This is a genomic window from Fervidicoccaceae archaeon, from assembly GCA_038878695.1.
GTDB lineage: Archaea > Thermoproteota > Thermoprotei_A > Sulfolobales > Fervidicoccaceae > JAVZVD01.
Window position 1 is genome coordinate 217,900 of the sequence record JAVZVD010000003.1, and the last position, 23,009, is coordinate 240,908.

Annotated in this window: 26 protein-coding genes; 15 read left to right on the plus strand and 11 right to left on the minus strand. The window is 58.6% G+C overall.

The genetic code is table 11. The features are described from left to right. Nucleotides 1-48 precede the first annotated feature (48 nt). Together QXU97_05945 and QXU97_05950 are read right to left on the minus strand one after the other, a co-directional pair. Complete coding sequence (locus QXU97_05945; GenBank protein MEM4036129.1) at nt 49-1,263, minus strand: magnesium transporter; 1,215 nt, start codon at nt 1,261-1,263, stop codon at nt 49-51. A gap of 34 nt (nt 1,264-1,297) precedes the next feature. Then, entirely contained in the window at nt 1,298-3,235 is a 1,938-nt protein-coding gene (locus QXU97_05950; protein ID MEM4036130.1) for an arginine--tRNA ligase, read from the minus strand. 143 nt (nt 3,236-3,378) lie between these two features. Here QXU97_05950 and QXU97_05955 point away from each other — a divergent pair, with 143 nt between their 5' ends. The 3 genes from QXU97_05955 (at nt 3,379) to QXU97_05965 (ending at nt 7,192) form a co-directional block, all read left to right on the plus strand. Continuing rightward, nucleotides 3,379-4,590, plus strand: a complete 1,212-nt coding sequence (locus QXU97_05955; GenBank protein ID MEM4036131.1) for a CoA transferase — start codon at nt 3,379-3,381, stop codon at nt 4,588-4,590. 54 nt (nt 4,591-4,644) lie between these two features. Beyond that, nucleotides 4,645-5,478, plus strand: coding sequence for a CBS domain-containing protein (locus QXU97_05960; protein MEM4036132.1), 834 nt, complete (start codon nt 4,645-4,647; stop codon nt 5,476-5,478). Nucleotides 5,479-5,578: 100 nt separating this feature from the next. Beyond that, nucleotides 5,579-7,192, plus strand: a complete 1,614-nt coding sequence (locus QXU97_05965) for a glutamate synthase-related protein (GenBank protein ID MEM4036133.1) — start codon at nt 5,579-5,581, stop codon at nt 7,190-7,192. A gap of 52 nt (nt 7,193-7,244) precedes the next feature. Here the strand turns inward: QXU97_05965 and QXU97_05970 are convergent, their stop codons facing one another. Next, nucleotides 7,245-8,141 (minus strand): hypothetical protein, encoded by an 897-nt coding sequence (locus tag QXU97_05970; GenBank protein ID MEM4036134.1) that lies wholly within the window; start codon nt 8,139-8,141, stop codon nt 7,245-7,247. Nucleotides 8,142-8,191: 50 nt separating this feature from the next. Here QXU97_05970 and QXU97_05975 point away from each other — a divergent pair, with 50 nt between their 5' ends. Beyond that, a complete protein-coding gene (locus QXU97_05975) occupies nt 8,192-8,983 on the plus strand; it encodes a radical SAM protein (GenBank protein MEM4036135.1) in 792 nt (263 codons plus the stop codon). Between the two features lie 9 nt (nt 8,984-8,992). Here QXU97_05975 and QXU97_05980 read toward each other — a convergent pair whose 3' ends face one another. Then, complete coding sequence (locus QXU97_05980) at nt 8,993-9,364, minus strand: hypothetical protein (protein ID MEM4036136.1); 372 nt, start codon at nt 9,362-9,364, stop codon at nt 8,993-8,995. A 59-nt stretch (nt 9,365-9,423) separates the two neighbouring features. Here QXU97_05980 and QXU97_05985 point away from each other — a divergent pair, with 59 nt between their 5' ends. The 4 genes from QXU97_05985 to QXU97_06000 all read left to right on the plus strand — a co-directional run bounded on the left by QXU97_05985 (nt 9,424) and on the right by QXU97_06000 (nt 13,446). Next, complete coding sequence (locus tag QXU97_05985) at nt 9,424-10,503, plus strand: radical SAM protein (protein ID MEM4036137.1); 1,080 nt, start codon at nt 9,424-9,426, stop codon at nt 10,501-10,503. A gap of 534 nt (nt 10,504-11,037) precedes the next feature. Continuing rightward, nucleotides 11,038-11,565: a DUF2286 domain-containing protein gene (locus QXU97_05990; GenBank protein ID MEM4036138.1), complete on the plus strand. Its 528-nt coding sequence runs from the start codon at nt 11,038-11,040 to the stop codon at nt 11,563-11,565. Between the two features lie 136 nt (nt 11,566-11,701). Continuing rightward, nucleotides 11,702-12,427 carry a nucleotidyltransferase domain-containing protein gene (locus QXU97_05995; GenBank protein ID MEM4036139.1) on the plus strand — a complete coding sequence of 242 codons (726 nt, stop codon included), beginning with the start codon at nt 11,702-11,704 and terminating at the stop codon, nt 12,425-12,427. Further along, a complete protein-coding gene (locus QXU97_06000; protein ID MEM4036140.1) occupies nt 12,424-13,446 on the plus strand; it encodes a radical SAM protein in 1,023 nt (340 codons plus the stop codon). Before QXU97_05995 ends, QXU97_06000 begins: the two co-directional genes overlap by 4 nt. Here the strand turns inward: QXU97_06000 and QXU97_06005 are convergent. Continuing rightward, the gene (locus tag QXU97_06005) at nt 13,424-14,488 is read right to left on the minus strand and encodes a hypothetical protein (GenBank protein ID MEM4036141.1); all 1,065 of its coding nucleotides are present in this window, start codon (nt 14,486-14,488) and stop codon (nt 13,424-13,426) included. The genes QXU97_06000 and QXU97_06005 overlap by 23 nt on opposite strands. A 203-nt stretch (nt 14,489-14,691) precedes the next feature. On the opposite strand from QXU97_06005, the gene QXU97_06010 reads away from it, so the two are divergent. Next, nucleotides 14,692-15,009 (plus strand): hypothetical protein, encoded by a 318-nt coding sequence (locus tag QXU97_06010; GenBank protein ID MEM4036142.1) that lies wholly within the window; start codon nt 14,692-14,694, stop codon nt 15,007-15,009. Here QXU97_06010 and QXU97_06015 read toward each other — a convergent pair. Genes QXU97_06015 through thpR form a run of 3 tightly spaced genes read right to left on the minus strand, consistent with a single transcriptional unit; the run spans nt 14,992 to nt 17,628 of the window. Continuing rightward, nucleotides 14,992-15,669, minus strand: coding sequence for a hypothetical protein (locus QXU97_06015; protein ID MEM4036143.1), 678 nt, complete (start codon nt 15,667-15,669; stop codon nt 14,992-14,994). The genes QXU97_06010 and QXU97_06015 overlap by 18 nt on opposite strands. Beyond that, nucleotides 15,645-17,051, minus strand: coding sequence for a CCA tRNA nucleotidyltransferase (cca, locus tag QXU97_06020; protein MEM4036144.1), 1,407 nt, complete (start codon nt 17,049-17,051; stop codon nt 15,645-15,647). The genes QXU97_06015 and cca overlap by 25 nt, the downstream gene beginning before the upstream one ends. Before the next feature lie 22 nt (nt 17,052-17,073). Further along, nucleotides 17,074-17,628, minus strand: coding sequence for an RNA 2',3'-cyclic phosphodiesterase (thpR, locus tag QXU97_06025; protein MEM4036145.1), 555 nt, complete (start codon nt 17,626-17,628; stop codon nt 17,074-17,076). An 86-nt stretch (nt 17,629-17,714) separates the two neighbouring features. Between thpR and QXU97_06030 the strand changes: the two genes are divergently transcribed. From QXU97_06030 to glyA, 3 genes are read left to right on the plus strand one after another with little or no spacing between them, the layout of a single operon-like run. Further along, nucleotides 17,715-18,290 carry an AAA family ATPase gene (locus tag QXU97_06030; GenBank protein MEM4036146.1) on the plus strand — a complete coding sequence of 192 codons (576 nt, stop codon included), beginning with the start codon at nt 17,715-17,717 and terminating at the stop codon, nt 18,288-18,290. Next, on the plus strand, nt 18,257-18,712 hold the full coding sequence (locus tag QXU97_06035; protein ID MEM4036147.1) for an RNA-binding domain-containing protein: 456 nt from the start codon (nt 18,257-18,259) through the stop codon (nt 18,710-18,712). Before QXU97_06030 ends, QXU97_06035 begins: the two co-directional genes overlap by 34 nt. A 43-nt stretch (nt 18,713-18,755) precedes the next feature. Beyond that, the gene (glyA, locus tag QXU97_06040) at nt 18,756-20,060 is read left to right on the plus strand and encodes a serine hydroxymethyltransferase (protein MEM4036148.1); all 1,305 of its coding nucleotides are present in this window, start codon (nt 18,756-18,758) and stop codon (nt 20,058-20,060) included. Nucleotides 20,061-20,117: 57 nt separating this feature from the next. Here the strand turns inward: glyA and QXU97_06045 are convergent, their stop codons facing one another. After that, nucleotides 20,118-20,240, minus strand: a complete 123-nt coding sequence (locus QXU97_06045; protein ID MEM4036149.1) for a hypothetical protein — start codon at nt 20,238-20,240, stop codon at nt 20,118-20,120. A gap of 75 nt (nt 20,241-20,315) precedes the next feature. Between QXU97_06045 and QXU97_06050 the strand changes: the two genes are divergently transcribed. The 3 genes from QXU97_06050 to QXU97_06060 all read left to right on the plus strand — a co-directional run bounded on the left by QXU97_06050 (nt 20,316) and on the right by QXU97_06060 (nt 21,672). Next, nucleotides 20,316-20,693: an iron-sulfur cluster assembly protein gene (locus tag QXU97_06050; GenBank protein ID MEM4036150.1), complete on the plus strand. Its 378-nt coding sequence runs from the start codon at nt 20,316-20,318 to the stop codon at nt 20,691-20,693. Between the two features lie 121 nt (nt 20,694-20,814). Continuing rightward, the gene (gene hjc, locus QXU97_06055; protein MEM4036151.1) at nt 20,815-21,297 is read left to right on the plus strand and encodes a Holliday junction resolvase Hjc; all 483 of its coding nucleotides are present in this window, start codon (nt 20,815-20,817) and stop codon (nt 21,295-21,297) included. A gap of 72 nt (nt 21,298-21,369) precedes the next feature. Further along, nucleotides 21,370-21,672 carry a winged helix-turn-helix domain-containing protein gene (locus QXU97_06060; protein MEM4036152.1) on the plus strand — a complete coding sequence of 101 codons (303 nt, stop codon included), beginning with the start codon at nt 21,370-21,372 and terminating at the stop codon, nt 21,670-21,672. A gap of 27 nt (nt 21,673-21,699) precedes the next feature. Here the strand turns inward: QXU97_06060 and QXU97_06065 are convergent, their stop codons facing one another. Both QXU97_06065 and QXU97_06070 read right to left on the minus strand, forming a co-directional pair. Beyond that, a complete protein-coding gene (locus QXU97_06065; GenBank protein ID MEM4036153.1) occupies nt 21,700-22,062 on the minus strand; it encodes a hypothetical protein in 363 nt (120 codons plus the stop codon). Between the two features lie 54 nt (nt 22,063-22,116). Then, nucleotides 22,117-22,983 (minus strand): geranylgeranylglycerol-phosphate geranylgeranyltransferase, encoded by an 867-nt coding sequence (locus QXU97_06070; protein MEM4036154.1) that lies wholly within the window; start codon nt 22,981-22,983, stop codon nt 22,117-22,119. Nucleotides 22,984-23,009: the final 26 nt, after the last annotated feature.

Below are 23,009 nucleotides of genomic sequence, written 5' to 3' on the forward strand. Positions count from 1 at the left end.
CCCCTCTCCCCCGCAGAACCTCCGGGCCCTCGCGTCTAAAAGCGAGCCCTAGATTATTTTGAGCACAGCAACGATGCTCGAGATCGTGAGCAGATCCATGAGGGCCGCCAGAGTCGGCAAACTGAAGTTGTCCGGGTCAAGGCCTAGTCTGAAGCCCGTCACAGCGATGATGTGCGCCAAGACCGGGATCATCGGCGTCAGCACGAGAGCCACCAACAGCAAAACGATGAGGGTGTGGATGACGTCCACGTGCGCTCCGCTCAGAGCGGCTCCGGCCATGCCGGTGCACGAGGCCACGGCATAACCAAAGAGGCCCAATAGGAGGTTTCTGAGGAGCTCGTCGACAAGCTCTCCTCTCGGCCGAATGCTGCTCGGGTAAGTGCCAAGGTGAAGCCCAGTCGACATTCTGGAGGCCGTGATGCACGCGAGAGCTCCCGACCTCTGCATCATGACGGGGAGAGTCCCGAGGACTCCCGCGTAGGCGGCTACGAGCTCTACGTTCTTCTCGAGGACTACCCCAGCGGCCGCCTCTATGAGGACTGAGAGAAGCACCGCTCCCCCGTTCTGGACCGTGAAGCTTCGCAGAGCCTCTCCTATGAGCGCGCCTTCGATTCTCCCCTCTTTCAACGCAATGACGAAGACCGCGCTCAGCGCGAGCGTCAGCAATGCGAGGAGAGCGGCCGGGAGAGCCCCCGCTCGGTGGAGAACGAGCACGACCGCGATCAGAGTCGGGACCGTCGCGACGTCCCCCATGAGCATGAGGATAGGGGCCATCACGTTGTCGGGATTCCATCCTCGCCTGAAGCTCCATACGGCCAAGAGGAGAGTGAAGGGGAAGAGGAAGAAGTTCGCCAACAGGAGACTGGTGGAGGAGGCGTAGAGGAGCTCCGCGAATCCAACGAGACCTCTCGTCCCAACGTAGATGAAGATCGAGGCCGCCAGGCTTACCACGAGGAGCACGAGGCTCGCGGCGAGGAGCCTAGAGGCGACCCAAGGGTCCCTCAGCTTAGAAGGTCCGAGGCCGAAGTGGAGCCTCGTCGAGGCGCTCGAGGCGATGCTCGAGTAAACGCCGCCGCGCGCCTGCGCGAGCACGGGAATGAGCAGCGGGATGGTTGGTACGGTGAGCATGAGGCCTCTCGCAGAGACGAGGGCCGCGCTGTAGGCTACTTCCCCTCCAACGGCAATGCTCATGGAGAAGAGAGACTCTTTGAGGGAACCTCTCTCTCGCTTGAGCCTCTCGCTGAGACTTTCCACCGGCGCCACGTCGGCGTCATCTCTGGCATCTCTTCCTCCGAACTCATACTCTCTCGAGGGGCTTTATCCCAAGTATCCTCATGGAATTGGATAGCACGATTCGCACTGCGCGTACCAATGCTATTTTGTACCTTTTCCTGCTCTCGAGAGGATCGCTCAACACAGGATCCTCATCGTACCACTTATTGAAGACTCTCGCGAGCTCTCCGACGTACTCAGCAATCATGGAAGGCTTCAAGTCGTGAGAAGCCTTGCGAACCACGTAGGGGAACTGAGAGCACCTCTTCACGAGCTCACGCCTGAGCTCGAACTCCGAGGCCCAGAAGTGCTCAATCGCCTCGACGGGCTCCTTCTCCGCTTTTCTGAGTATTCCGCAGGCTCTCGCGTATGAGTACATAAGATAAGGGGCGGTGTTCTTGTCGGGATCCAGCACGTCGCTCAATCTGAGCTCGAGCGGTTTATCGGCATCTACCGAAACCAAGTAGTACCTGAGCGATGCGGCCGCGAGCGCCCTCGCGGCTTCTCCGTCAACCTCTCGGCCTCTGCCGCTGTACTCGCTCCTCAGCCTGGCCTCAAGCATGTCGAGCACCTCGTCCACGCTGATGTACTCGCCCAGCCTAGCGCTCATCTTAAGCCCCGGCACGCTCACTAACTCGTGGGAGTAATGTATCAACCTCTCGGCGTAGCTCGCGTAGCCGAGAGCGTAGAGGGCCAGCCTGAGCTGAGCCTGCGGTAGAGTCTGCTCTTTCGCTATCACGTTGATGACGACGTCCGCACCGCTTTCCCCGAATTTCTTGAGTGTGTACGCGATGTCTCTCGTCGTGTAGAGAGTGGTGCCGTCTCTGCGCCTCAAGATGAGCGGCGGGACCTCGAGTCCCGCGGGGATCCTGAGCCTCTCTCTCAACTCTCTCGTTGACGCGAGGGGAGTTAAATCGAGCGCTAACGCGTCTTTATAAACCGTCAAGAGACGACTGCGGGAGGCCTCTCTCGAGACCTCATCGACGAGTCCCTCCCACACGACCTCGCTCTCGAAGTCCCACTTGTCAAATTTTATCTCGAGCCTGCCGAGGGTCTCTTCGAAGCCTCTCAGCACGAGAGTGATCGCTTCGCGAACTATAGACTTATAGGGCTCCTCGCCGGCCTCGTAGGACCGCATTATCTTCGAGATCTCCTCCTCTGGGTCCTCGTCCTTGGAGATCGCGCTCGACAGCGCCGAGAAGAGCTCGGCGCTTTTCTCGGCCACTCTGGCTATTCTGGAGATCAAGGCGTCCTGTCTAGCGATAACCTCTCTCTTCTCCTCGTCGGTCTCGGCCTCCTCAAGCCTCTTCCTGAGCGCTCTGAGCTCGACGAGCAGATTGGTCAACGCGTAGACCAGGCCGAACCAGTGGTCGCTCTTGGTATCTCCCATGAGCTCGCGCCACTCGCTCGGTCCTCCGAGCTTCATGAGACCATATACTAGGAGAGCGGTCTGCCTCCCGACATCGTTGACGTAGAACCTCCTCTCAACGTCATGACCAACGAACTCCAAGAGCCTTGCGAGCGAGTCCCCGATACAGGCATTTCTCGCGTGCCCGATATGGAGGGGGTGCACGGGATTAGCGCTCGTGTGCTCCACGACTATCTTCAGCTTCTTCTCGATTCTCGGAATGCCATAGGAGTCTCCCAGAGCATCGAGCGCCCCGAACAGCATCTCCGAGAGGGCCTCACCTTTGATCCACACGTTGAGATAGCCTCGCTGCGTCTCGGCCCTCTCAACGAATGGGAGAGACGAGACCTCGGAGGAGGCCGCCGCCGCGAGATCGGAGTCTCTGGTCAACCTCATGAGAGGAACGCAAAGGTCGGCGCCGACGTGCCGGGGAGGCTCAACGATGAGGGCCTCTACTTTCTCAGGCTCCACTCCGAGAACTTTGGCCACACGAGTCCCCAGCTCCCCAACTACGTAGCCGAAAGGATCCCGCTTGGGCTCTCTTGCCTCTCCCACGGGCCCTCTCACGCTCGCATCGCGGTCGCGTCGCGCTCGATTTGAACCTCCAGCCCTCTCATCGAGCAGAGCCGCTTTCGCCGGGAACCACCTAAACCAACGTTTTTAATGTTGTTTGTCGGGTTCTCGTCGGGACTCCATCGTTGAGCCTCCCTCTCTCGGGTGTGAGAGTCCTGGACTTCTCGAGAGTCTTGGCCGGCCCCTTCGCCACTATGATACTGGGAGACCTCGGGGCCGACGTGGTCAAGGTAGAGCCTCCGCAGGGAGACGACACGAGGTATTGGAGCCCACCCGAAATAAGGGGAATTGCCGCCTATTTCTTAAGCACGAACAGGAACAAGCGGAGCATTGTAATAGATCTCAAGAAGCCGGAGTCGAGGCTCGTGGTCGAGAGGCTGGCCAAGTGGGCCGACATAGTCGTCGAGAACTTTAGACCGGGCGTCGCCGAGAGATTAGGCATAGACTACGCAACGCTTTCGAGGATAAATCCCAAGATCATCTACTGCAGCATCTCGGGATTCGGTCAGACCGGACCCTACAGAGAGAAACCGGCTTACGACCTTATAATCCAGGCTCTCAGCGGGCACATGAGCATAACCGGCGAGCCCGGAAGGCCCCCGGTTAAATTCGGAGTTCCCATAACGGATTTGACCAGCGGCATGATGGCCGTGATAGCGATACTCGCGGCTCTCCATCAACGCGAGAAGACGGGAGTGGGTCAATACATAGACGTGTCGATGCTGGACACGCAGGTCTACCTGCTCGTCAATCAGGCCTACAACTATTTCGCCACGGGCAGAGACCCGGAGAGATTGGGCTCGGCTCATCCAAACATAGCTCCCTATCAGGTCTTCACTACTTCCGATGGCTACGTGGCAGTGGCAGTCGGCAATGACAAGCTCTGGGTCGACTTCTGCAAGGCGTTGGGTAGACAGGACCTCTTGGAGAACCCGAGGTTCAAGACCAACGAGCTGAGGGTGACGAACAGGCGAGAGCTCGTGGAAGAAATCGAGGAGATCTTCTCGCGCATGACGACGAGCGAAGTGGTCGAGCTTCTCGAGAGAGCCGGAGTCCCCTGCGGCCCCGTCAAGAAAATCAGCGAGGTGCTCAGCGACCCGCAGGTCCTCCACAGGGGCATGGTGACCAAGATGAGGCACCCCGTCTACGGCGAGGTGCCGGCTCTCGGCGTACCCCTAAAGTCTTCGGTTACTGGCTTCGAGATCAGGCGGGCTCCGCCTCTTAAGGGCGAGCACACGCGCGAGGTCCTGAGGGAAGTCGGCTTCACTGACGAGGAGATAGAGAGCCTCATAGCTATGGGAGTGGTCGAGACCGAGCGCTCGGAAAAAAATCCATAGATTTTTAAACATTCTGATGAAACAATTATTGCATCCTCCTCGGTGAGAACGCGGATGGCCGCGGTTTACAGCGACAAGAAACCGGTGGTCCTACACGCCAGCACCTCGCTGCTCCAAGCCGTCAGGAGCATGATAAGGAGAAAGCGCTATCACGTCGTCCTCGTTGACGAGGCGGGGTCGCCGTGGGGGGTGCTCAGCGCGCGCGACGCGGCCAGAGCTGTCTTCGTGATCGGGGAGGAGGGCATAGAGGTCGCCGAGGCCGGGAGCCTCGGTAGAATACTTCAGAACCCATCGTACCTCTACGCCTCTCGTCCGGCCGTGACCGCTCCCGAGAGCGTCTCGCTCGAGGAGGCCCTGAGCGTCATGGTCAGCAGAGGATTGGGGTGTCTCCCTCTAGTCGACGAAAACGGGAGGCTAACGGGAGTCCTCGACGAGAGGTTCCTCGTCAGAGCGTTCCCGGAGTACTCCACTCAAGCCACGTGCGATGCGGCTACGTGGAACCCTGTAGTGGTAGAGCCAGACGAGGATGTAGCCGCGTCGGTCGGATACATGCTATCGATGGGGGTGAGGAGGCTCGTAGTACCCGCGCCGGGCGGAGGCCACAAGCTCGTCTCACTATCTCAAGTCCTCGATTACGTGTCGCGCGACGAGATCTTGAGGAGGCTGATGAGAGGCGAGAGATCGCCGCTCGAGAAACCGGTCATAACCTTAGCCGAGACGCCGTGGGAGGCCGACTGCGGTCACACGTTGAAAGAGGTAGCCTCCATGATATCGGCCGACCCGATGGGAGCGGTACTGGTCTACGACCGAGAGCTCGGAAAGGGGCCCGGCATCATAACCGAGCGCGATGTACTTAGAGCCTTGGCTCGAGAGTTGAGATCAGCTTAGCTCTCAACGGAGACCACTCGAATTCCACGAGAAGCAGCATGGAAGGCATTATTGAGAGGAAAAAATAATAACTTCTCTTATCCCCCCCGCTCCAGCAGGTGTGAGCTTGGAGCGCGTGTTGAGGAACTCATCTTACCTTAACGCCATGTCGACAACTTCTACTAGGACCAGGGTGAGGGACGTCAATCCGCAGAGCGGCCTCTGTCCGATATGCGTGAGCGATTGTGCATTCGTGTGCTCGATCTCGCTCGCGGCTTTCAGAGCCAATGAGGCTCTATACCCGGACACGAAATACTTCGGGGAGAGCACAGCATCTTCTCTGAAGGATTACGGAATCGATTGGAGCCACATAAACATCCTGCCGAGGCTGCGGGGAGCCGAGGGGGTGGAAGAGGATCCGGACGTCGCCGTCTTCCCCAATGCCGACGTGTCCAGTAGGGTGGGGAAGCTCAAGCTAAAGTTCCCATTACTCATGGGAGCTTACGGATCGACGGATGTGGCCAGGAAGTACTGGGACGGCCTGGCCTCGGGGGCCGCTCTCTCGGGCTGCGCTATAGTCATAGGCGAGAACGTGTGCGGCGTCGACCCCGAAGCTCTCTTCGAGAGAGGCAAAGTGGTCAGGTCGCCCGAGATGGAGAGGAGGGTGAGAATCTACAGAGACCACTGGGATGGCTCGCACGGAGGCATCGTCGTCCAAATAAACGTGGAGGACACGAGGTTCGGCGTGCACGAGTACGCCGCCTCGAAGCTCGAGGTCGACGTCGTCGAGATCAAGTGGGGACAGGGGGCTAAGGCCATCGGCGGCGAGATCAGAGTTAGAGACCTACAGAGAGCCATCGAGTTGAAGAGGAGAGGCTACATCGTTTTGCCCGATCCCGAGGACCCCATTGCTCAAGAGGCCTTCAGGCTAGGTCTCATCGACGGTTTCGAGAGGCACAGCAGAGTCGGCATGCCGACCGAGAAGTCGACCGAGGAGCTCGTCGATTTCATCCGGGGACTCGGCGTGAAGAACGTCACCATAAAAACCGGGGCCTACAGGCCGGCCGATGTGGCTTGGCAAATGAAGGTGGCCAGCGAGCTCAAGGTAGACTACATCACGTTCGATGGCGCCGGCGGCGGGACGGGAATGTCACCGGTTCCCATGATGAATGAGATGGGTGTGCCCACGGTTTACTTAGAGGCACTCGTGCTCAGAGCTGCCACCACATTGAAAAAGAGAGGAAAGCACGTGCCGGACATAGTCATGGCGGGAGGCTTCATCGATGAGACCCAGATCTTCAAGGCCATAGCCATGAGCAACTTCGGCGACGGACCCTTCGTCAAGGCAGTCACGATGGCCAGAGCTCCTTTGACCGCCGTCATGAAGTCGGAGTACTTCGTCAGACTCGCCGTAGAAGGCAAGCTTCCCTCGGGCTTCAAGGAGAAGTACGGGGAGAGACCAGAGAAGTTCTTCTCGCTGTACGAGCACGTGAGGAGGACCTACGCCAGAACGCCGGGAGTAGACATACCGTGGGGGGGACTGGGCCTCTATAGCTATGTACAGAAGATGGCGACGGGACTGAAGCAGCTTCTCGCCGGCGCGAGGAAGTTCAAGCTGGAGCTAATAAACAGAGACGACTTGGCAGCTCTCGACCCTCTGGCGAGCGAGGTAACGGGGCTTCCGATGCTCCACGAAGTAGACAAGGAGGACTTCGAGCGAATTCTTCTCTCTTGACTTTTTAAATAAATTTTTAAATAAATTCGCATATCTCTTCGTATCAGCTGCTTCATTGAATCTTCGGGTCGCGATGGCACATCTCGGCGAGGGGGCAACTCGCGCAGGCTCCTCGAGAGCAGTACGCGTCTACATGCACGAACGCTATGGTCTGCACCCAGCCAGCGGCGTCCCCGAACAGCTCCTCGAAGGCGGCCCCCCCGCAATTCGACCGAGCCGGACAGCTAGAGCAGGTGTTCGCGAGGCAGAGAGCTTTATTGGGCCTCATCTTCCAGCGCTTGATCCCCAGATAACTCGCGAGCCTCTCGGCATTAACGTCGAGCGGGGCGACCCGAGGCTCGAGGAGCACGTGGAGAGCAAAGGCTCTAGAGGTCTTCGGGCCGACGTTCCGACAGAGGAGGAGCTCTCTCCAGGATCTCTTCTCTAAGATCAGCGACCTAAGACCGGCGTAACACTCGAGAGCTTCCGGCAGCTGGCCAACTTGGTAGCTCCTCGAGACGGTCGAGGGCGGCTCTCCGACTAAACCCCCGTGGAGCTCGAGGATCTTTCTCATCCATTTGACCGTGTTCGTGTGGTAATTCGTGTTCCTGGAGAGGAATATCGACGCGAAGAGCTCGCGGTCATCGAGAGGAGAGGTCGCGATCCCGAAGCCTTCGTAGGCCTCACTAAGCGCCTCGAGGATACGCTTGCCTCTCTTCGAGGCAGTTTTAGCCGCTCTCTCTAGGTCCAGCCACGCCCCTACCACGTAGATGGCGTACTCGAGGCACTCCGCCAGCTCGTGCGAGACGGCGTATTTCCGAGATCCAAGCACCTTCACGACGAGCCCGCGGCAGTGGCCCCATCTCTTGAGAGCTCCACTCTCGTCTATATCGAAGAGCGGCGAGGCGAAAGAGGGATAAAACAGCTCGCTGAGGCGTCGGACCGCCGCGACCTCTAGCTCGACCCTCATCGGGTATTTCTACCTCGAGAGCGTGCACTATAAAACAGAGGCTCAGTCGGGTGAGGACGTTGAGCGAGCCGGGTTACGATCCCATAGAGAGAGCCGAGAGGGTGAAACGCTCAATAGCCGCGAACGACGGCGAGACCGAGCTCAGACGCTACTATAGATTTAGGGCAGATAGATGGTACGGAGGCATAATCACGGGCGACGTCATAGGCTGCAATCTCTCCTGCGTCTTCTGTTGGAGCTGGAGGTTCAGAGACGACCCGCGTCTCGGGAGGCTCCTGAGCCCGGCCGAGGCCTTCTCGAGGCTAGAGGCGTTGGCCAGCGAGAGGAGGATCAACAAAGTGAGAGTCAGCGGAGGAGAGCCCACCTTGACGAGGAAGCACCTAATAGAATTGATAAAGCTCTTCGAGGGAAGCGGCAGAGTCTTCGTGCTCGAGACCAACGGAATCCTCATAGGGTGGGATGAAAGCTACGCGAGCGACCTGGCGCGCCTCGAGGGCTTAGTGGTCAGAGTCTCAATAAAGGGTTGCAACCCGGAGGAGTTCCACAAACTGACAGGAGCTCGGCCCAGCGCTTTCGAGCTCCAGCTTAAAGCGCTCGAGAACCTCGTGAACTCCGGGCTCAAGCCGGGCACGGAGGTCTACCCAGCAGTCATGATAGGTTTCAGCCCCGACGAGAGAGTGATGGAGCTCGTCGAGAGGCTGAGAGCTCTACATCCCTCTTTCGAGGACGTGGACTGGGAGTACGTCTTTCTATACCCGCATGTAGAACGGAAGCTCAAGTCGCTCGGCCTCAGACCTCTGAGAGCCTGCTCGCCGTCGGGGGTCCCTCGAGAGATGGTGTGAGATCGAGCCTCAGCTCCTCGGCCTCACTCTCTTGACCTTGACTCCGTGTACTCTGCAAAGCTCGAGGGCCTCGGGCGAGGGCTCGGCCGACTTCGAGTAGAGAACTAGGACCGGCCTCCCCCTCAGAAGCTTAGCTTTCTCGACCAGTCTCTGCACCACGTCGCTCGTTACTCTCGAGGAGCCGGCGTGGACCTCGACGACGAGGGTCTCCCCGCAGCCTCGTACGAGCAGGTGGACGGGCCCGTGCCTCGTGGGGTGGTTAAACTCGACGCTCCTGCCCGCTGTCACGTATCTAGCCGCCACGGCTCCGAGTACCCCGTGCTTTTCCTCATAAATTCTCGCTAACTTGAGCTGCCTGCTCGTAGCCACGGCGACCACCACGCCATGAGCGCTCTCTCTGAGCCTAATAAGTCGAGAGAGACAACCGAACTCTCGAGAAAATGGAGCGCGCCGAGACGAGCAGATCGAGGAGGTCCATCGAGGCCAGATTGTGGAGATCGCTCGGCGAGCGCGAAATAGAGTGCGAAGTCTGCGAGAAGAGGTGCCGCATATCCATCGGTAGGCTCGGGGCGTGCGGTAACTACGCCAACGAAGGCGGGAGACTAGTCAACGTGGGCTACGGGAGGCTTAGCGCCGTGGAGAGCAGACCCATCGAGATCAAGCCGCTCTTCCACTACTGGCCCAATAGCACGTCCACGACCTTTTCATTCTGGGGTTGCAACTTCTACTGTCCCTGGTGCCAGAACTTCCACTTGAGTTTCAGGCGACCTAAAATCGACGATCCTCTCACGCTGCCCGAAGACTTAATCAGGGAGGCCATGAAGAGCGGCGACGAGGGACTCTGCGCTAGCTTCAATGAGCCGATCGTAGGCCTGGACTATCTGCTGGACCTCGGTGAGTCGGCAAAGAGGAGAGGCCTCTACTTGACCCTCGTCACGAACGGCTACTTCACTGAGAGAGCTCTCGACCTATTGATCGAGGCGGGCTACGACGGATTCAGCATCGACATAAAGGGGTGCCCCTCCATGAGGAGGAGCCTGACCACGGTGGATCACTCGATCGTCTATAGGAACGCGAAGAGGGCTTTGGACTCTGGGGCGCACGTGGAGATGGTCTACCTCGTTGTCACGAACACGAACGACTCCGAAGAGTGCGTAGAGTGGATAATCGGGAGGCACCTCGATCTTCTGGGCCCCGAGGTCCCCCTCCACGTGAACAGATACTATCCGGCTCACTTTTGGAGAGAGCCTCCAACCCCCCTGAGGAGGTTGCTCGAGATCTCCGACAGGGCGCGGCGAGAGGGGATAGAATTCGTCTATGTGGGGAACGTCGGAGACCCGGAGCTCGAGACCACGCGATGTCCGAGGTGCGATAAAGCGCTAATCGCGAGGCGCAATTATAGAGTCACGTTCTTCGGGCTCGAGGAGGCTCAGGGGAGATACCGGTGTCCCAGATGCGGTAGGCCCGTCCCCATACGCGGCAAATACGTAGCTAAGCGCCGCCGCGTGCTCTTCCTATGAGACCCTCGTGATAGACTCAACGCTTCTCTCGAATAAAAAGTCTCGAATAAAAACGCCCCGCGGCTCTTAGAAGGGGGCTCGCGCGCCACGACGTTGAGAATAGCAATAATCAGCTTCAGTGAACCCCTATAGATGAGCGCGAGCCTACGCTCACCAGCCGGCTTAGCCTCGGTCGGAGCCCCGCCTCGCTTTTGGAGGCCGGATCTTAGGGACTGAAGCAGGCATCGGTTTTGGGTTTTGACTATTGCTACGGATATAGCGCCTTAACACCCCCCGACGGCTCTCCGACCATCCGACCACGATCCCTCGGGCTTCCCTTCGCGTGATTTCCCGAGTGAGGTAGCGGACAATAATGTCTCTCTTACGCTTTTAATCGGCCCAATACATAGATGAGCACTCGGCCCGTGAAGAGAACTTACCCGGCTGAGGCGTGACGAGGAGAGCCGATCCGAGGCCCGCTCCGCTCGGAACGAGAGCCAATTATTTTTTTAGAGGCGAGAGGGCCGAAGAGGCGAGACGGCGAGCTGATGAGACGTGAAGATCGCGGAAGAGAAGACCAAGATAGCGGTGGTCGAGGCGTACTCCGGGAAGGTAGTCAATAAGAAGATCATCGAGGGGGAGAGCATAGAGGAGGTCGTTAAGAGCGTGGCCTCCGAGCTCCTCAGAGAAAAGTGGTTGCCTAAGCTGAGCGACTTCATCGTATTGAGGGATAAACTCGACGTAGAGCTCGAGCTCCCGCTCAGCGACGACGAGTACGCCTTCTACAAGAGGTTCGACCTCAAGAAGATAAACTCAAACCTGGCCTCGGCCAGTCTACCGCTTTATTTGATAGTCTACGAGAGCTTAAAGCTCTCAGAGGATGAATTCCACGACAGAGGTGTGGCCGCCGTCTCGGTTGTTCACGACGAAGAGGACCTCGAAGAGCTGATTGAGCTACTCGAGGAGACGACGAAGGCCCCCACCCTAAGAGAGGAGGAGGTCGAAGCTCTCAAGGAGCTAGAGAGCGAGCTGATAGAAGAAGAGAAAAAGAGCAGAAGTCGCGGGGGTAAGTCCAAGGCTTAAGCTTAAAGAGCCGCTTCTCAGCGATATCACTCGGAGCCGGGTCGTCTAGCGGCCAAGGATGCGGGGCTTTGGACCTCCCCCACCCGACCCAATCTTCCTTCAATATTGGACGCGACATCACCGGTGTAGAACGGAATTGGTCAGAGAGAAAGTCTCGAGGCCCGGCTCAGAGTTCGAGGTGATTTATAACGCATCCAGGTGGCTCCTCCTCGAGGAGAAGAGGAAAACGGCTAGAAGGCTCATGGAGCCCATGCGTAGATGGGGACTCAACCCAATAGTCCACGGGAGCGTAGCTCGAGGCGATGTGAGCCCGGAGAGCGACGTGGACGTCTTCATCCCTACACCGATTCCTCCCTACGTTGCAGAGCTCGTGGTCGATGAGAGCGGCTTCAAAATCTTGGAGAGGCTCCTGGTCCAGGCTACGCCGAGGCACACGCCCAAGGCCTATCTAGTTCTCGAGCCAGCGGAGAAGGTCGTCGTGAGCTTCCCGCTGGCTCGCCTCCTGCCGCGCGAGCTCGAATTCTACTACTTCGGTGGAGCGCTAGACCTAGAAGGTCTCCTGAGAGGAGAGAGGAGGCCTGGAGTTAACAAGAGGCTCGAGCTGATCAGGCCGACACCGAGGGGACACGTGGCGGCGTCTATCTTGGGCATAGAGCCCGAGGTCGCTAAGGTGCTCGGCGTGAGTCTCGAGACTGTGATGGAGAGAGTGAGAGTACTCACGCGAAGAGATGAGTTGGGCAGGACGGGCGTCTTCGTTAAGAGGAGGTTAGGGCCCGGCGAATCTTTCGAGGAGGCGCTAGAGGAGCTAGCCGCGAGGAACCCGGCCGTACGCAAAGTCCTCGAGGAGAGAGGTGGCGCGTGAGAGGCTCGGAGCTCAGCGTAGGGTGCGAGCTTTGCCGCGAGGGGCTCAAGATACCCATCTTCATCACCGGCCTCTGCGAGTACAAGTGCTATTATTGTCCCATCAGTCGCGCCAGGAGAAGAGACGTGGTCTTCGCCGGCGACAAGAAGGTTCGCTCGATCGAGGAGCTGGTGCTCGAGGTAGCGAGAGTAGATGCGCGAGGAGCCGGGATAACGGGCGGAGAGCCGCTCTATAGGTTCGACCGGACGCTCCGCGTCGTAGAGGCATTGAAGGATCTCTTTGGCGATAGATTTCACATACACTTATACACCAACGGGAGGCTCGCCACGGCCGAGGTCCTCAGAGCGCTCGAGAGAGCGGGTCTAGACGAAATAAGGTTCCATCCCGTGGAGCCCGGCCTAGAGAGGAGGGCTATTCTCGCTAAAAAGTTGACGAGCATGGACGTGGGCTTCGAGGTCCCGGCGATACCTGGGCGCGAGAGGCAGATCCTCGAATTAGCGAGGCTTCTCCACGAGGCCGGAGGAGGATTCATCAATTTGAACGAGCTCGAGGCGGCCGAGCCAAACATCTTCGCCCTCTCGGCGCTGGGCCTAGAGCCTGACGAGAGCGGGGTGGCCGTGAGGGGGAGCAGAGAGGCAGCGCTCTCGGTGATCCGAGAGATCGCCGAGCTCGGGCTTAGGATATCGATCCACTTCTGTTCGGCCTCTTTCAAGACATCGGTGCAGGATAAGCTCAGGTACGCGAGAGCCCTCCGCGCGGACCTGCAGGTATACGAGCGAGCCCTCAGCGATTACGAGGTGGCGTGGTACGAGGTGGAGCTGAGCGACGACTGCGAGGTCGAGGAGTTGATCGAGAAGGGGCTGGTTTTTCGCTCAGAGAGCTCGGGCAAGCTCCTCTCCGCCTCGCTCGAGCACGTGCCGGCGAAATGCGTCAAGAGAGCGAAGATGCTCAGGGGTCTACCCACGCATCCTAGGACCGTTCTCGAGGAAGTCCACGTCACGTACTCAGGCGAAATCTGAGGAGGCAGAGGACCCCACCCAGCCCCAGTAGACGCTCTCCGGCCGGGCTCTTAGACGGCACCACCGTGATCGCCCCGCGCTTTTCGTCTACAATCTCGAGGACTTCTTCTATCGAGCTTCTCAGTTTTACATCAAACGTGGAGAGGAGGTCGTCGACTATAAGCAACTTCTCGACCGCTCCCAGCTTCGCCGCCTCGCCGCATTCCGAGAGGCCCACGGCCAAAGCCGCGGGGTCCAGGGTCATGAGCCTCAGGGCCTCTTCCAGGGTCTTCTCGGCCTCCTCTAGCTCGAACGCCTCGGCCGCTCTGAGAGGAGCGCCGCGTCTCACGAGCTCGACGAGGCCGGCGGACCCGCCGGAGCTGGCGTCATCCACCAGCACGCGCTCGGGCCCGACTCTGGTGGAGAGGATCTCCGCGGCTCTCTCCTTGAGGAAGCCAGGTCCGCCTACCACGAAGACGTCGGCTTCCTCTCTCTCTGCCGCGGTCAATACGACTTGGACCGCCTCCTCTAAGGCCCTCTCCACTTCGTCGCTTTGGTCTAAACCTCTCGCCTTCCCGTGGAGGCTTAGGGCCTTCTCCGTCAGTATCTTGAGGCCTTGGACTCCCACGATCCCCACGGCGTATTCGTCGTGGTCGATCGCTAGGACCACGACTCTTTTCCTCCTCTCCATTGTTCTAGAGAGCCTCTTGAGGTCGGCGTCGGACCAGCCCTCCTCGCGAGTTATCAGCAGCTCGCTGCCCACCCCCACGGCCAAGGTGTGATGGCTTCCGAGGAGCCCGTACTCCTCCGGCTCCTCGACTATAACCCCCCTTATTCTGAGCCTATTCGTGAATGGCTGAAACTCGAGCGAGGAAACTCTTATGCTGAGGATCATTGGAACTCTCCTGCCGGGGCCCCCCCTCGACGGCTTGACCTCTCTCGTAGTCCTCGCCGTGATCACGTCGCCGGGTCTGACCAGCGTGCGCAGGATCCATAGGTCGTCGGGAGACTCTATCTTGAGCTCGAGTAGCCTCCGCTTATGGTCGAGAAATCGATATCTCATGGCCTCGCTCACGCTCTGAGCCGAATCGCGGGAGGAACCATCCTCCCTTAAAAGAAGAAAAGCGGGGTATTACTTTGTCCTTGCCGAGCGCGAGATCTGCGCGGTGCACCTCATCGATGCAGATAATACCATGCGGAGCGCGGTACCACCTCGCGCTCTGATTATAACTCGACGAAAGAATACTTTCGGTGTGGTGTCCTTCGTTGCCCCTCGTCTACAGATGCAAAGGCTGCGGCTACGTCTTGCACTATCTCCGCTACGTGGGTCAGGACTACGTGGGCGTGCCCTCCGTCTACGAAGTCTTAAGTAGGTACGGATACGTGTGCCCCAAATGCGGCAGCAGGCTCTCGCGACCGAGTCAGGAGGACGTCTTGATAACAAGCGCGGATGCAGCAAAGACAATGGGATTGCTGCCCGTGGAGGTCGGGGGCTCCTTCTACGTGGACGTCAGAGCGAGGCTTGCGCCGAAGCCTCTCTATGCGCCTGCGGAGGCCGAGAGCTCTCTAGGCTCCGACCTCTGAGCAGAGGAACTCCACGAGGAGGCGGCATCTATCCTTCTCCACTTTGCATCTCCTCAGCTCTTCTATGATCTGCGCCCTCATACGGCTCAGCTCGTCGCTCAATCCTACGAGGAACGAGAGCAGAGACGCGAGGTTCTTCGACCTCCTCGTCGCGCTAGCTCTCCCGAAATCAACGAAGACGGGCTCTCCCCCTCTCTTAGTCAACATGACGTGCTTATGCGGCCTGACCAACTCTCCGTGGTCTACTCCGATGAGGTCGAGGGCTAGGGCCTTTCTCAGGAGAGAGCATATCTGGCTCGGTCTCAACCTCCCCCCTCGATCTAAGAAATCCGCGAGCTCCTCCCCCTCGATCAGCTCCATGTGGACGAACCTCTCGGAAAAGGAGTAAACCCTCGGAGCGAGCTTCACCTCCGAGGACTTCTCCAAGAGGAGCAGAAAGAGTCCCTCCTTGAGCGGACTGGCGTTAGAGTCCAGCCTCGGGACCTTGATCAGCGTCTTGGTCGGAGCGTTAAGCAAGAGGAGCGAGTCCGTCCCCTTGGCGTAGGGTCGAAGATCTTCGAGCGAGAACCCGGCCGCGACTAGCGCATTAATAGTCTCGAGGCACTCGCGCTCGTCGCGGTCGGGTGGATAACAGGCTATGCTTTCTCGAGCTCTAGGCAATAGGGGAGGAGCCATCTCGGCTTCCCCAAGAGGAACTCCCTGAGCCATGCGCCGGGCTCCTCGTCGAGTAGGTCCAAGCGCCACGAGAGAGAGTACGCGGAGGCCTCTCCCTCTCTGAGGTGCGAAACTAGGAGACTGCGGAGAGCGCTCTCGAGCGCGGCCGGGGCGCTCACGTGTCTCCTCTCCTTGAGCGCGTAGAGCCTCCCGCCTTCTATCCAGGGGCCCGAGCCGGGTCGGCCGGCGTAGGCCTCCACGAATCTCAGAGTGTGTTCGAAGTTCGTGACAGGGGGGCCCGCGTGCTTCTTCGGGCCCGGCTTGAAGGGCTCCTCCACTAGGCAGGCCACTAGCGCCCTCGTTGACTCGTTGGTCCACGTTGAGCATCTAATGAGATCATAACCCTCGTTCTCCAAGAACGAGGAGACGTTTCTCGAGAGCCTCTTGGCTTCGCCCCAGAGCGTGTCGGGGGGGAGCGGGGCCCGCAGTCTCACTTCGACCACGACCACGTGTTTCGCGAGTTCGATTAAGAGTTCGAGCAATCTTTCGGAGCTCGGCAGCTCCTCGGGGAAGAAATAGTAGACGCTGGGCCTCGTTAGATAGAGGCGGGAGGCCATAGAGAACTCCATCATTTTGTCGAGCGAGAGGGCCGAGGCCACGTTCCTCCTCTCGTCAACGGGGTCCACTACCACGAGAGGTCTCTTCCCGAGCCTCTCGACGGCCTCTCTCTCGTCTCGATAGTAGCCTTCGAGATCTATAACGACGGGGGGTTCCCACTTTGACGCGGCCTCGAGGACCTCCCCGAATCCCCCGTAGTATATCGTCAGCAGCTCCAGCAGATAACCGGAGAAGCCTTCTACGGCGATCTCCGCGCCGTAGACCCCCACCGCTTTGGAGAACTGCTTGAGGAGCCTCATTTGGTCTCTCAGCTCTTCGTTCGAGTGCTCGAGCACGTACTTCGTGTGATAAGGGGTCCTATCCACGGCCGTCCTCATCTCGCCTGGCCGAGCGCGCGTTGCCGGCACTACCTCGACCTTGAACTTCTTTCTTTGGAAAGAGAGGTAGGGGTGCTCCGAGTACTTCACCACGGGCTCGTACGCCTCGAATATCTTCAGCAGCCTCGGGAAGAGCTCAGTCTTTATCTTGTCGCCCGAGACCCCCTCGTCGAACAACACGAAGATGTCGAGCTCAGGGCTCGTGGCGAGCCAAGTATCTTTAGCGAAGCTCCCCTCGAGCCTCACGTCGCAGGTCCAACCCTCTTTAGCGGCTAAGGCTCTCACTAAATTAGCGACCTCGGAGAAGATGGAGCGCCCCTCCTCGTAGAGTTCGGGGCTCGGCTTGATCCTGACTAGGACGCTTCTCTCGATCTCCTCTCTCTTCGAGCGCAAAGCCTAGACCACCACTCCTGGCTCACTGTAGGGGAAAGCTGGCCAGGGTTGAATAGATGGGGCCGCGTGGCGTGAGAACGCTGCGCTTCAGCCTGAACTCCGAGACCTTCAGCCATCCCACCTCGAAGTCAGAGTATTGTTCCAGTATCTTCGTCAGAACTGCGATATTCCTCGCGCCCTTTACTCTCCCGATCGTCACGTGAGGCTCGAAGCTCGAGCCTCTGAAGCCAACACCGGCCGAGATTAAGTTCCTCGAAACCGCTCTATGAAGCTCCTCGAGCTCGGCTCTGCCCTCTTCGATGCCCACCCAAAGAACCCTCGGCCTCTGAGGCGAGGGAAAGGCCCCGAGACCTCGGAGATGCGCCGAGAACGAGGGGCGACTCACCCTAGCCAGACAGTTCCTGACTCTATCGACGAGGACCTCGGGGACCTCTCCGATGAAGGCTAGCGTCACGTGTAGGTTTTCGTCCTCGACGAGCTTCACGGGCGCTCCTACCGAATCAATGAGCGATTTCAGCTCGGAGATCTTGGCCACGAGGTCGGGATTCTCTACGTCAATTGAGACGAAGAGCCTCAACGCCATAGCTCCGCGCCGCTTCGTGTCCACAGGCGCCGATATAGCGTTAATAATTTTGCCCAACCACGACGTCGCGGGGGACGCTAATGTCGGGCGGGAAGAGAATCGTGGCCGTCGCCGGCCTCCCCGGCTCCGGCAAATCAACCGTGGCTAAGCTGCTCGGCCCCCCAGTCATTTCAATGGGCGACGTCGTGAGAAGAGAGGTCAGGAAACGCGGGCTGAGGGAGGACTTAGAGAATGTGATGAAGATCGCGCGCGAGCTGAGGCGCGAGCGGGGAGCCGGGGCCGTGGCCGAGCTCGTCCTAGATGAGTTGAGGAGGATCGAGAGCAAGCTCGTCGTGGTAGAAGGGGTCAGGAGCTCTGCCGAGCTCGATGTATTGGCACGAGAGGCGGAGTGCATTAAGGTCGTCGCGGTTCACGCAAGCCCGGAGACCAGATTCGAGAGGCTTAGGGGAAGAGGGAGAGCCGGCGACCCCCGCTCATGGGAGGAGTTCGTCCGCAGAGACGCGGCCGAGCTCGAGTTCGGCGTAAGCGAGGTCATAGCACTGGCGGACGTCATGATAGTGAATGAGTCCACGCTCGAGGAGCTCTCGAGGTCCGTGGAGAGAGCGAGAGAGGTGCTCGAGGAATGCAGTGGAAGGTACGCGTGGAGGTCCCGGTGAGATTCACCGAGGATGAATCGAAGCTCTTGGAGCTCTTGAACCGCATCGTAGAGCCGGAGCGCGTGTTCGTGGAGGAAGAGGCGAGTGAGAAGAGGCTCGTGGCCGTCTCAAGGTGCTTATCTTCCCTAGCCAAATTGCGCGACCTTCTCAGAAGGGAGAGAATACTCGACGCCGCCAGGAAGAGGATGTTGAGCGGAGCCAGCGAGGAAACGCTCAGGGTGCTCATTCATAAGCAGGCGCTAGCTGGTGGGAGGCTTTCGTTAGTCGATCACGAAAGCGAGAGCCCTTTGGGCGCGGTAAGGGTCGTGGTGTATCACGAGAGGCCGCTCGAAGTAGTAGACTGGCTCGCTCCTCCGACTCGAGAGGGCAGACCTCTGTGGGAGAGAGAGACGCCTCAACCCGACTGCGCGCCGAGCTTTTAATCTTTTAAAGGAGCTCTATTCACTCACCGCTGGTGCGATGGGCTTGGAGGGTAGAGCTCTAATCTACCTGGAGAAGGCTATCGAGCTCATCAACGAGGCTAACAGGAGACGGAGGCTCGAGTGTCTAAACTTAATCGCCAGCGAGAACGTCATGAGCCCTCTCGCCGAGAAGGCTTACCTGAGCGACTTCATGGGGAGATATGCCGAGGGCAAACCTAGGAAGAGGTTCTACCAAGGTACGCGCGAGATCGACGAGCTGGAGCTCATGTTGCAGCAAATGATGGGAGAGCTGCTAGGGACCGAGATGATCGAGTCAAGGCCCGTGAGCGGGACCGTAGCCAACGCGGCCGTCTTCCGAGCGCTCGCTCAGCCCGGGGACGTCGTGCTTGTAGCCCCGGTGCAGGCGGGGAGCCACGTCAGTCACACGGAGTTCGGCACCGTCGGAGCTCTCGGTCTCAAGCAACGCGAGCTACCCTACGACGCCGATAGCATGAACGTAGATGTCGACGGGGCAGCCCGAGTGATCGAGAGCGTTAAGCCCAAGTTCGTGATTTTGGGAGGCAGCGTTTACTTGTTCCCGCACCCGGTTCGCGAGATAGCTCAAGTCGCCGCGACGGTGGAAGCCCGCGTGGTCTACGACGGCGCCCACGTCCTCGGACTCATAGTGGGGAAAAGATGGCAGAATCCATTGAAGCTCGGGGGCAGCGCTCTTACGGCGAGCACCCACAAGACTTTCCCGGGTCCGCAGGGCGGCTTGATAGCTTTCTCGGAAGAGGAGGTCTACAAGCTCGTGTCAAAGACGATCTTTCCCTACTTTGTCAGCAATCACCATCTCCATAGGATACCGGCAACGATAGTCACGGCGGCCGAGATGATGGTGCACGGCGAGAGCTATGCTGATCAAATCGTGAAGAACGCGAGGAGGCTGGCCGAGGCTCTAGCGGAGGAGGGCTTCAAGGTGGTCGGCGAGAGGCTGGGCTACACGCGAAGCCATCAAGTCCTCGTGGATGTATCGGCCCAAGGCGGCGGAGCCAAGGTGGCTTCGATCCTCGAGGAGGCGAACATAATCGTCAACAAGAATCTATTGCCCTGGGACCCTCCAACGGCAGCAGCTAACCCGAGTGGGATAAGAATAGGCGTGCAGGAGATGACGAGGTACGGCATGAGAGAGCAGGAGATGGTCGAGATAGCATTCCTCATGAGGAGAGTCGCAATAGACGGCGAAGACCCTGCCAAGGTTCGGTCGAAGGTAGTCGAACTCAGGAAGTGGTTCCGCGAGGTCAAGTACTCGCTATCGAGCCACGAGCTCTTGAACAAGTTGACGAGCACCCTAGACTTGAGAGCGTGAGACTCCCTTGAAGAGGTCGACCCCGAGCCGAAGATCTCTGGCCCAATTCTTCAAGTATCAGGTCCCGCTCCTCTTGGTAGCAGTCCTCCTCGTTGCATTATCGGCTAGGAGAGGGCTCTCGGACCCCCTGGGCTTAGCGTCGTTCATAGGTGGCGCCTCCTCTCTCCTGTCGGCCCCCATAGTCTCTCTAATTTTGGTAAGGCGAAAATTAATGAAGGAAAGTAGCGAGCTCTCACGCGCGGGGTAGAAATTGGGTTGTCGCAGAGCGAGCTCGAGGAAAAGCTCGTGAGAGCTCTCCGGGAAGTATATGACCCCGAGATCCCAGTTAACATCTACGACCTCGGCCTCGTTTACGAGGCGAAGGTCAGCGAGGAAGGAGAAATCTACGTTAAGATGGGCGTGACGACGCCTTTCTGCCCTATCGCGTTTTACATGGCGACGCTCGTAGAGGAGGAGATCAAGAGGAGAGTGCCCGAGGCCAAGAGCGTGCGGGTCGAGGTGACGCTGGACCCGCCTTGGCATCCCAGCAGAGTGACGCCCGAGGGTAGAGAGAGGCTCAAACAGATATACGGTTACGATGTAATCGGAGAAATGTTATCTAGAGAGCTCTCTTCTAAGGGAAAACCTAAGTAGAGGAGCTTTTGGCGCTTGATGGAGAGGAGAGCTCCTGCCCCTTTAAAAGGGGGGTCAAAAGAGCCGGAAACGCAAACCTGAGATAAGATAATTATGTAGCATAATTAGAGACGTGATGTATATGGAGGCGCGTAGAGGCTCCAGCCGCTCCCGCGGCTTCTCAAAGGAGAGGGAGTTGGCGAGGAAGCTGTGGAGCATGGGCTTCGCGTGCGTGAGAGGGCCGGCCAGCGGCGCTAAGGCGAAGCACGTCCTTCAACCGGACATCGTCGCGATAAGGAACGGTCGGGTGTTGGTCATAGAAGTCAAGACTAGGCGCAAGAGCTCGACAATATATGTCGAGAAAGAGCAGATCGAGAAGCTAGAGGAGTGGAGAAGGAGAATCGGAGAATCCTGCGTGCCCCTTGTAGCAGTTTACGTTGGAAGAGAGATGGGATGGCGCTTTGTAACCATAGACGGGCTTGAGAGGACGCGGAGCGGTAACGCCAAGGTGACGCGGGAAGCCCTCTCGAGAGCGCATGACCTCCTCTCTCTCAAGAATCTAACTGACCCTCATGTAAGTAGAATTGATTCTTATAGATTGCAAAATCGCGATGGATTACCATGAAGGATAACGAACTTATCGAGCACAGTAGAAAAGTGACGTGAAGAGACGGATCCCCCGGAGACTTGATGCGCTTTGGTCTGCGCCACCTACGAGGAGCGGTTGAACTCAGAGAAGAGGTCCACGCTCGAGATAATCTACGACATGTTGAGGTCTCTGACCAACGGAGGTCTGAGGAAGACGCAGCTGGCGAACAGGGCCAGGCTGGACTTTCGCGTCATGGAGAGGCACCTCGCGTTAGCTCTATCGCTTAAGCTCGTCAAGGTCGACGAGGTTACCGGGCTAATACACATAACGGACAAGGGGCGCAAATTCATTGCGGAGTACGAGGAATTCGCGCGAGAATTCGCCCTCCTCCCCTATAACCAAAACATCTAAACATCTATAAATGGATCATAAGAATCCCTAACTCTCGAGGAGAGAGGCCGAGCCGGCACTCGCCGAGCTCCTAGCGGATCTCAGGGGGTCGAACTTCTCCGCCTCGCTCGTTACGCACCCGAGCAGCAGAGCGTCTAATAACTCGTCGATCGTTGGAGCTCTCCCCGACAATATCACGGAGCCGCTGACAATTAGTGCGGGGGGACTCGCCCAAGAGGGCTCCCCACTTACTTCGGCCTCTATCACCTCTACCTCGCTCGGGAAGATCTCGGGGCCGATCGAGTGCAGAAGCTTCCTCGCCTCCAGTAGATTTACGAGAGCCTTGGAGCTCTCCTCGCTCCAATCGACTAAGAGCACCACTTTCGACAGAGCATCGCCGGGAGAGACCAAGGCTTTGATACCGCTGAGGCCTCTCCGCGGCTCTCGCTATAAAAGGGGGAGGACTCATCTAATTCGGCTGAGCGCGAAGGCTAACAGCCCCAACAACATGAGGAGCAGCGCCCTCCGCTTGATCTTCAGCGCCGAGCTCCTCGAAGGCGCCCTCAATAATTCGATTGAAGAGTAAGCGAATCCGAAGTCTACGAGAGCCACTAGAGCGCCGTAGAGCGGACCAGTCCAGCCCATCAGGAGGGGGAAGGGTGAGAGAGCCACGGCAGCGGAGTAGAACGCGACGGAGACCGCCGCTGCCACCGCGGGGCCGCGAGTCACGCAGAGAGTCCTCACGCCGCGAGCTTTATCTCCCTCCTCGTCAGCGATGCCTTTAGTGACCTCCCTTCCCATGTTGGCCAGGAATATCATCAGAGAGAAGACGAGGATCTTGGGCTCGATCCGCTCTATGAGGAGGCTACCGTACGGTATGGGGATCGCCACGTTGTAACTCACCATAGCGTTTCCAAGGAGCCCCAGCCTTTTGCCCCAACGGCTGTAGAGGCACGAAGAGGCTAGAGAAGATGAGGCGAGAGCTAGCGTGTAAGGGCCCGTGAGAGCGGAGAGAGCTATGCCGACGACCGAGAGGACCGAGAACAGGACCCAAGCCTCCTCAACGCTCGCTCTGCCGCTCGGTATAGGTCTGTGAGGAGCATTGATCCTGTCTATTTCTACGTCCATGATATCATTGAAGACCATCGAGGAGGCGGTCAAAGAGAATCCCACGATCGAGCCGATCAACAGACGAAGCGCGTTGTCCGAGAGATCTCGGTGGCTCGGCGCGACTATGAGCGCCCCGACTAGCACCGCCGCGGCCATCATGAGAGAATTGAGAGGCCTCACCATCTCAATGAGGGCGATCGCTCTTCTCACCGAGCTCTTCATCGAGCTCACCCGCGGGCACTCTTCGC

Bases quoted from the DNA above. Each gene is read 5' to 3' on its own strand.
- QXU97_05960 (MEM4036132.1), top strand. From the start codon at position 4,645: ATGGCCGCGGTTTACAGCGACAAGAAACCGGTGGTCCTACACGCCAGC.
- QXU97_05970 (MEM4036134.1), bottom strand. From the start codon at position 8,141: ATGAGGGTCGAGCTAGAGGTCGCGGCGGTCCGACGCCTCAGCGAGCTG.
- QXU97_05985 (MEM4036137.1), top strand. From the start codon at position 9,424: ATGGAGCGCGCCGAGACGAGCAGATCGAGGAGGTCCATCGAGGCCAGA.
- QXU97_06005 (MEM4036141.1), bottom strand. From the start codon at position 14,488: ATGAGATATCGATTTCTCGACCATAAGCGGAGGCTACTCGAGCTCAAG.
- QXU97_06030 (MEM4036146.1), top strand. From the start codon at position 17,715: ATGTCGGGCGGGAAGAGAATCGTGGCCGTCGCCGGCCTCCCCGGCTCC.
- QXU97_06035 (MEM4036147.1), top strand. From the start codon at position 18,257: ATGCAGTGGAAGGTACGCGTGGAGGTCCCGGTGAGATTCACCGAGGAT.
- QXU97_06045 (MEM4036149.1), bottom strand. From the start codon at position 20,240: ATGGGGGCCGACAGGAGAGAGGAGGCGCCACCTATGAACGACGCTAAG.
- hjc (MEM4036151.1), top strand. From the start codon at position 20,815: ATGGAGGCGCGTAGAGGCTCCAGCCGCTCCCGCGGCTTCTCAAAGGAG.
- QXU97_06070 (MEM4036154.1), bottom strand. From the start codon at position 22,983: ATGAAGAGCTCGGTGAGAAGAGCGATCGCCCTCATTGAGATGGTGAGG.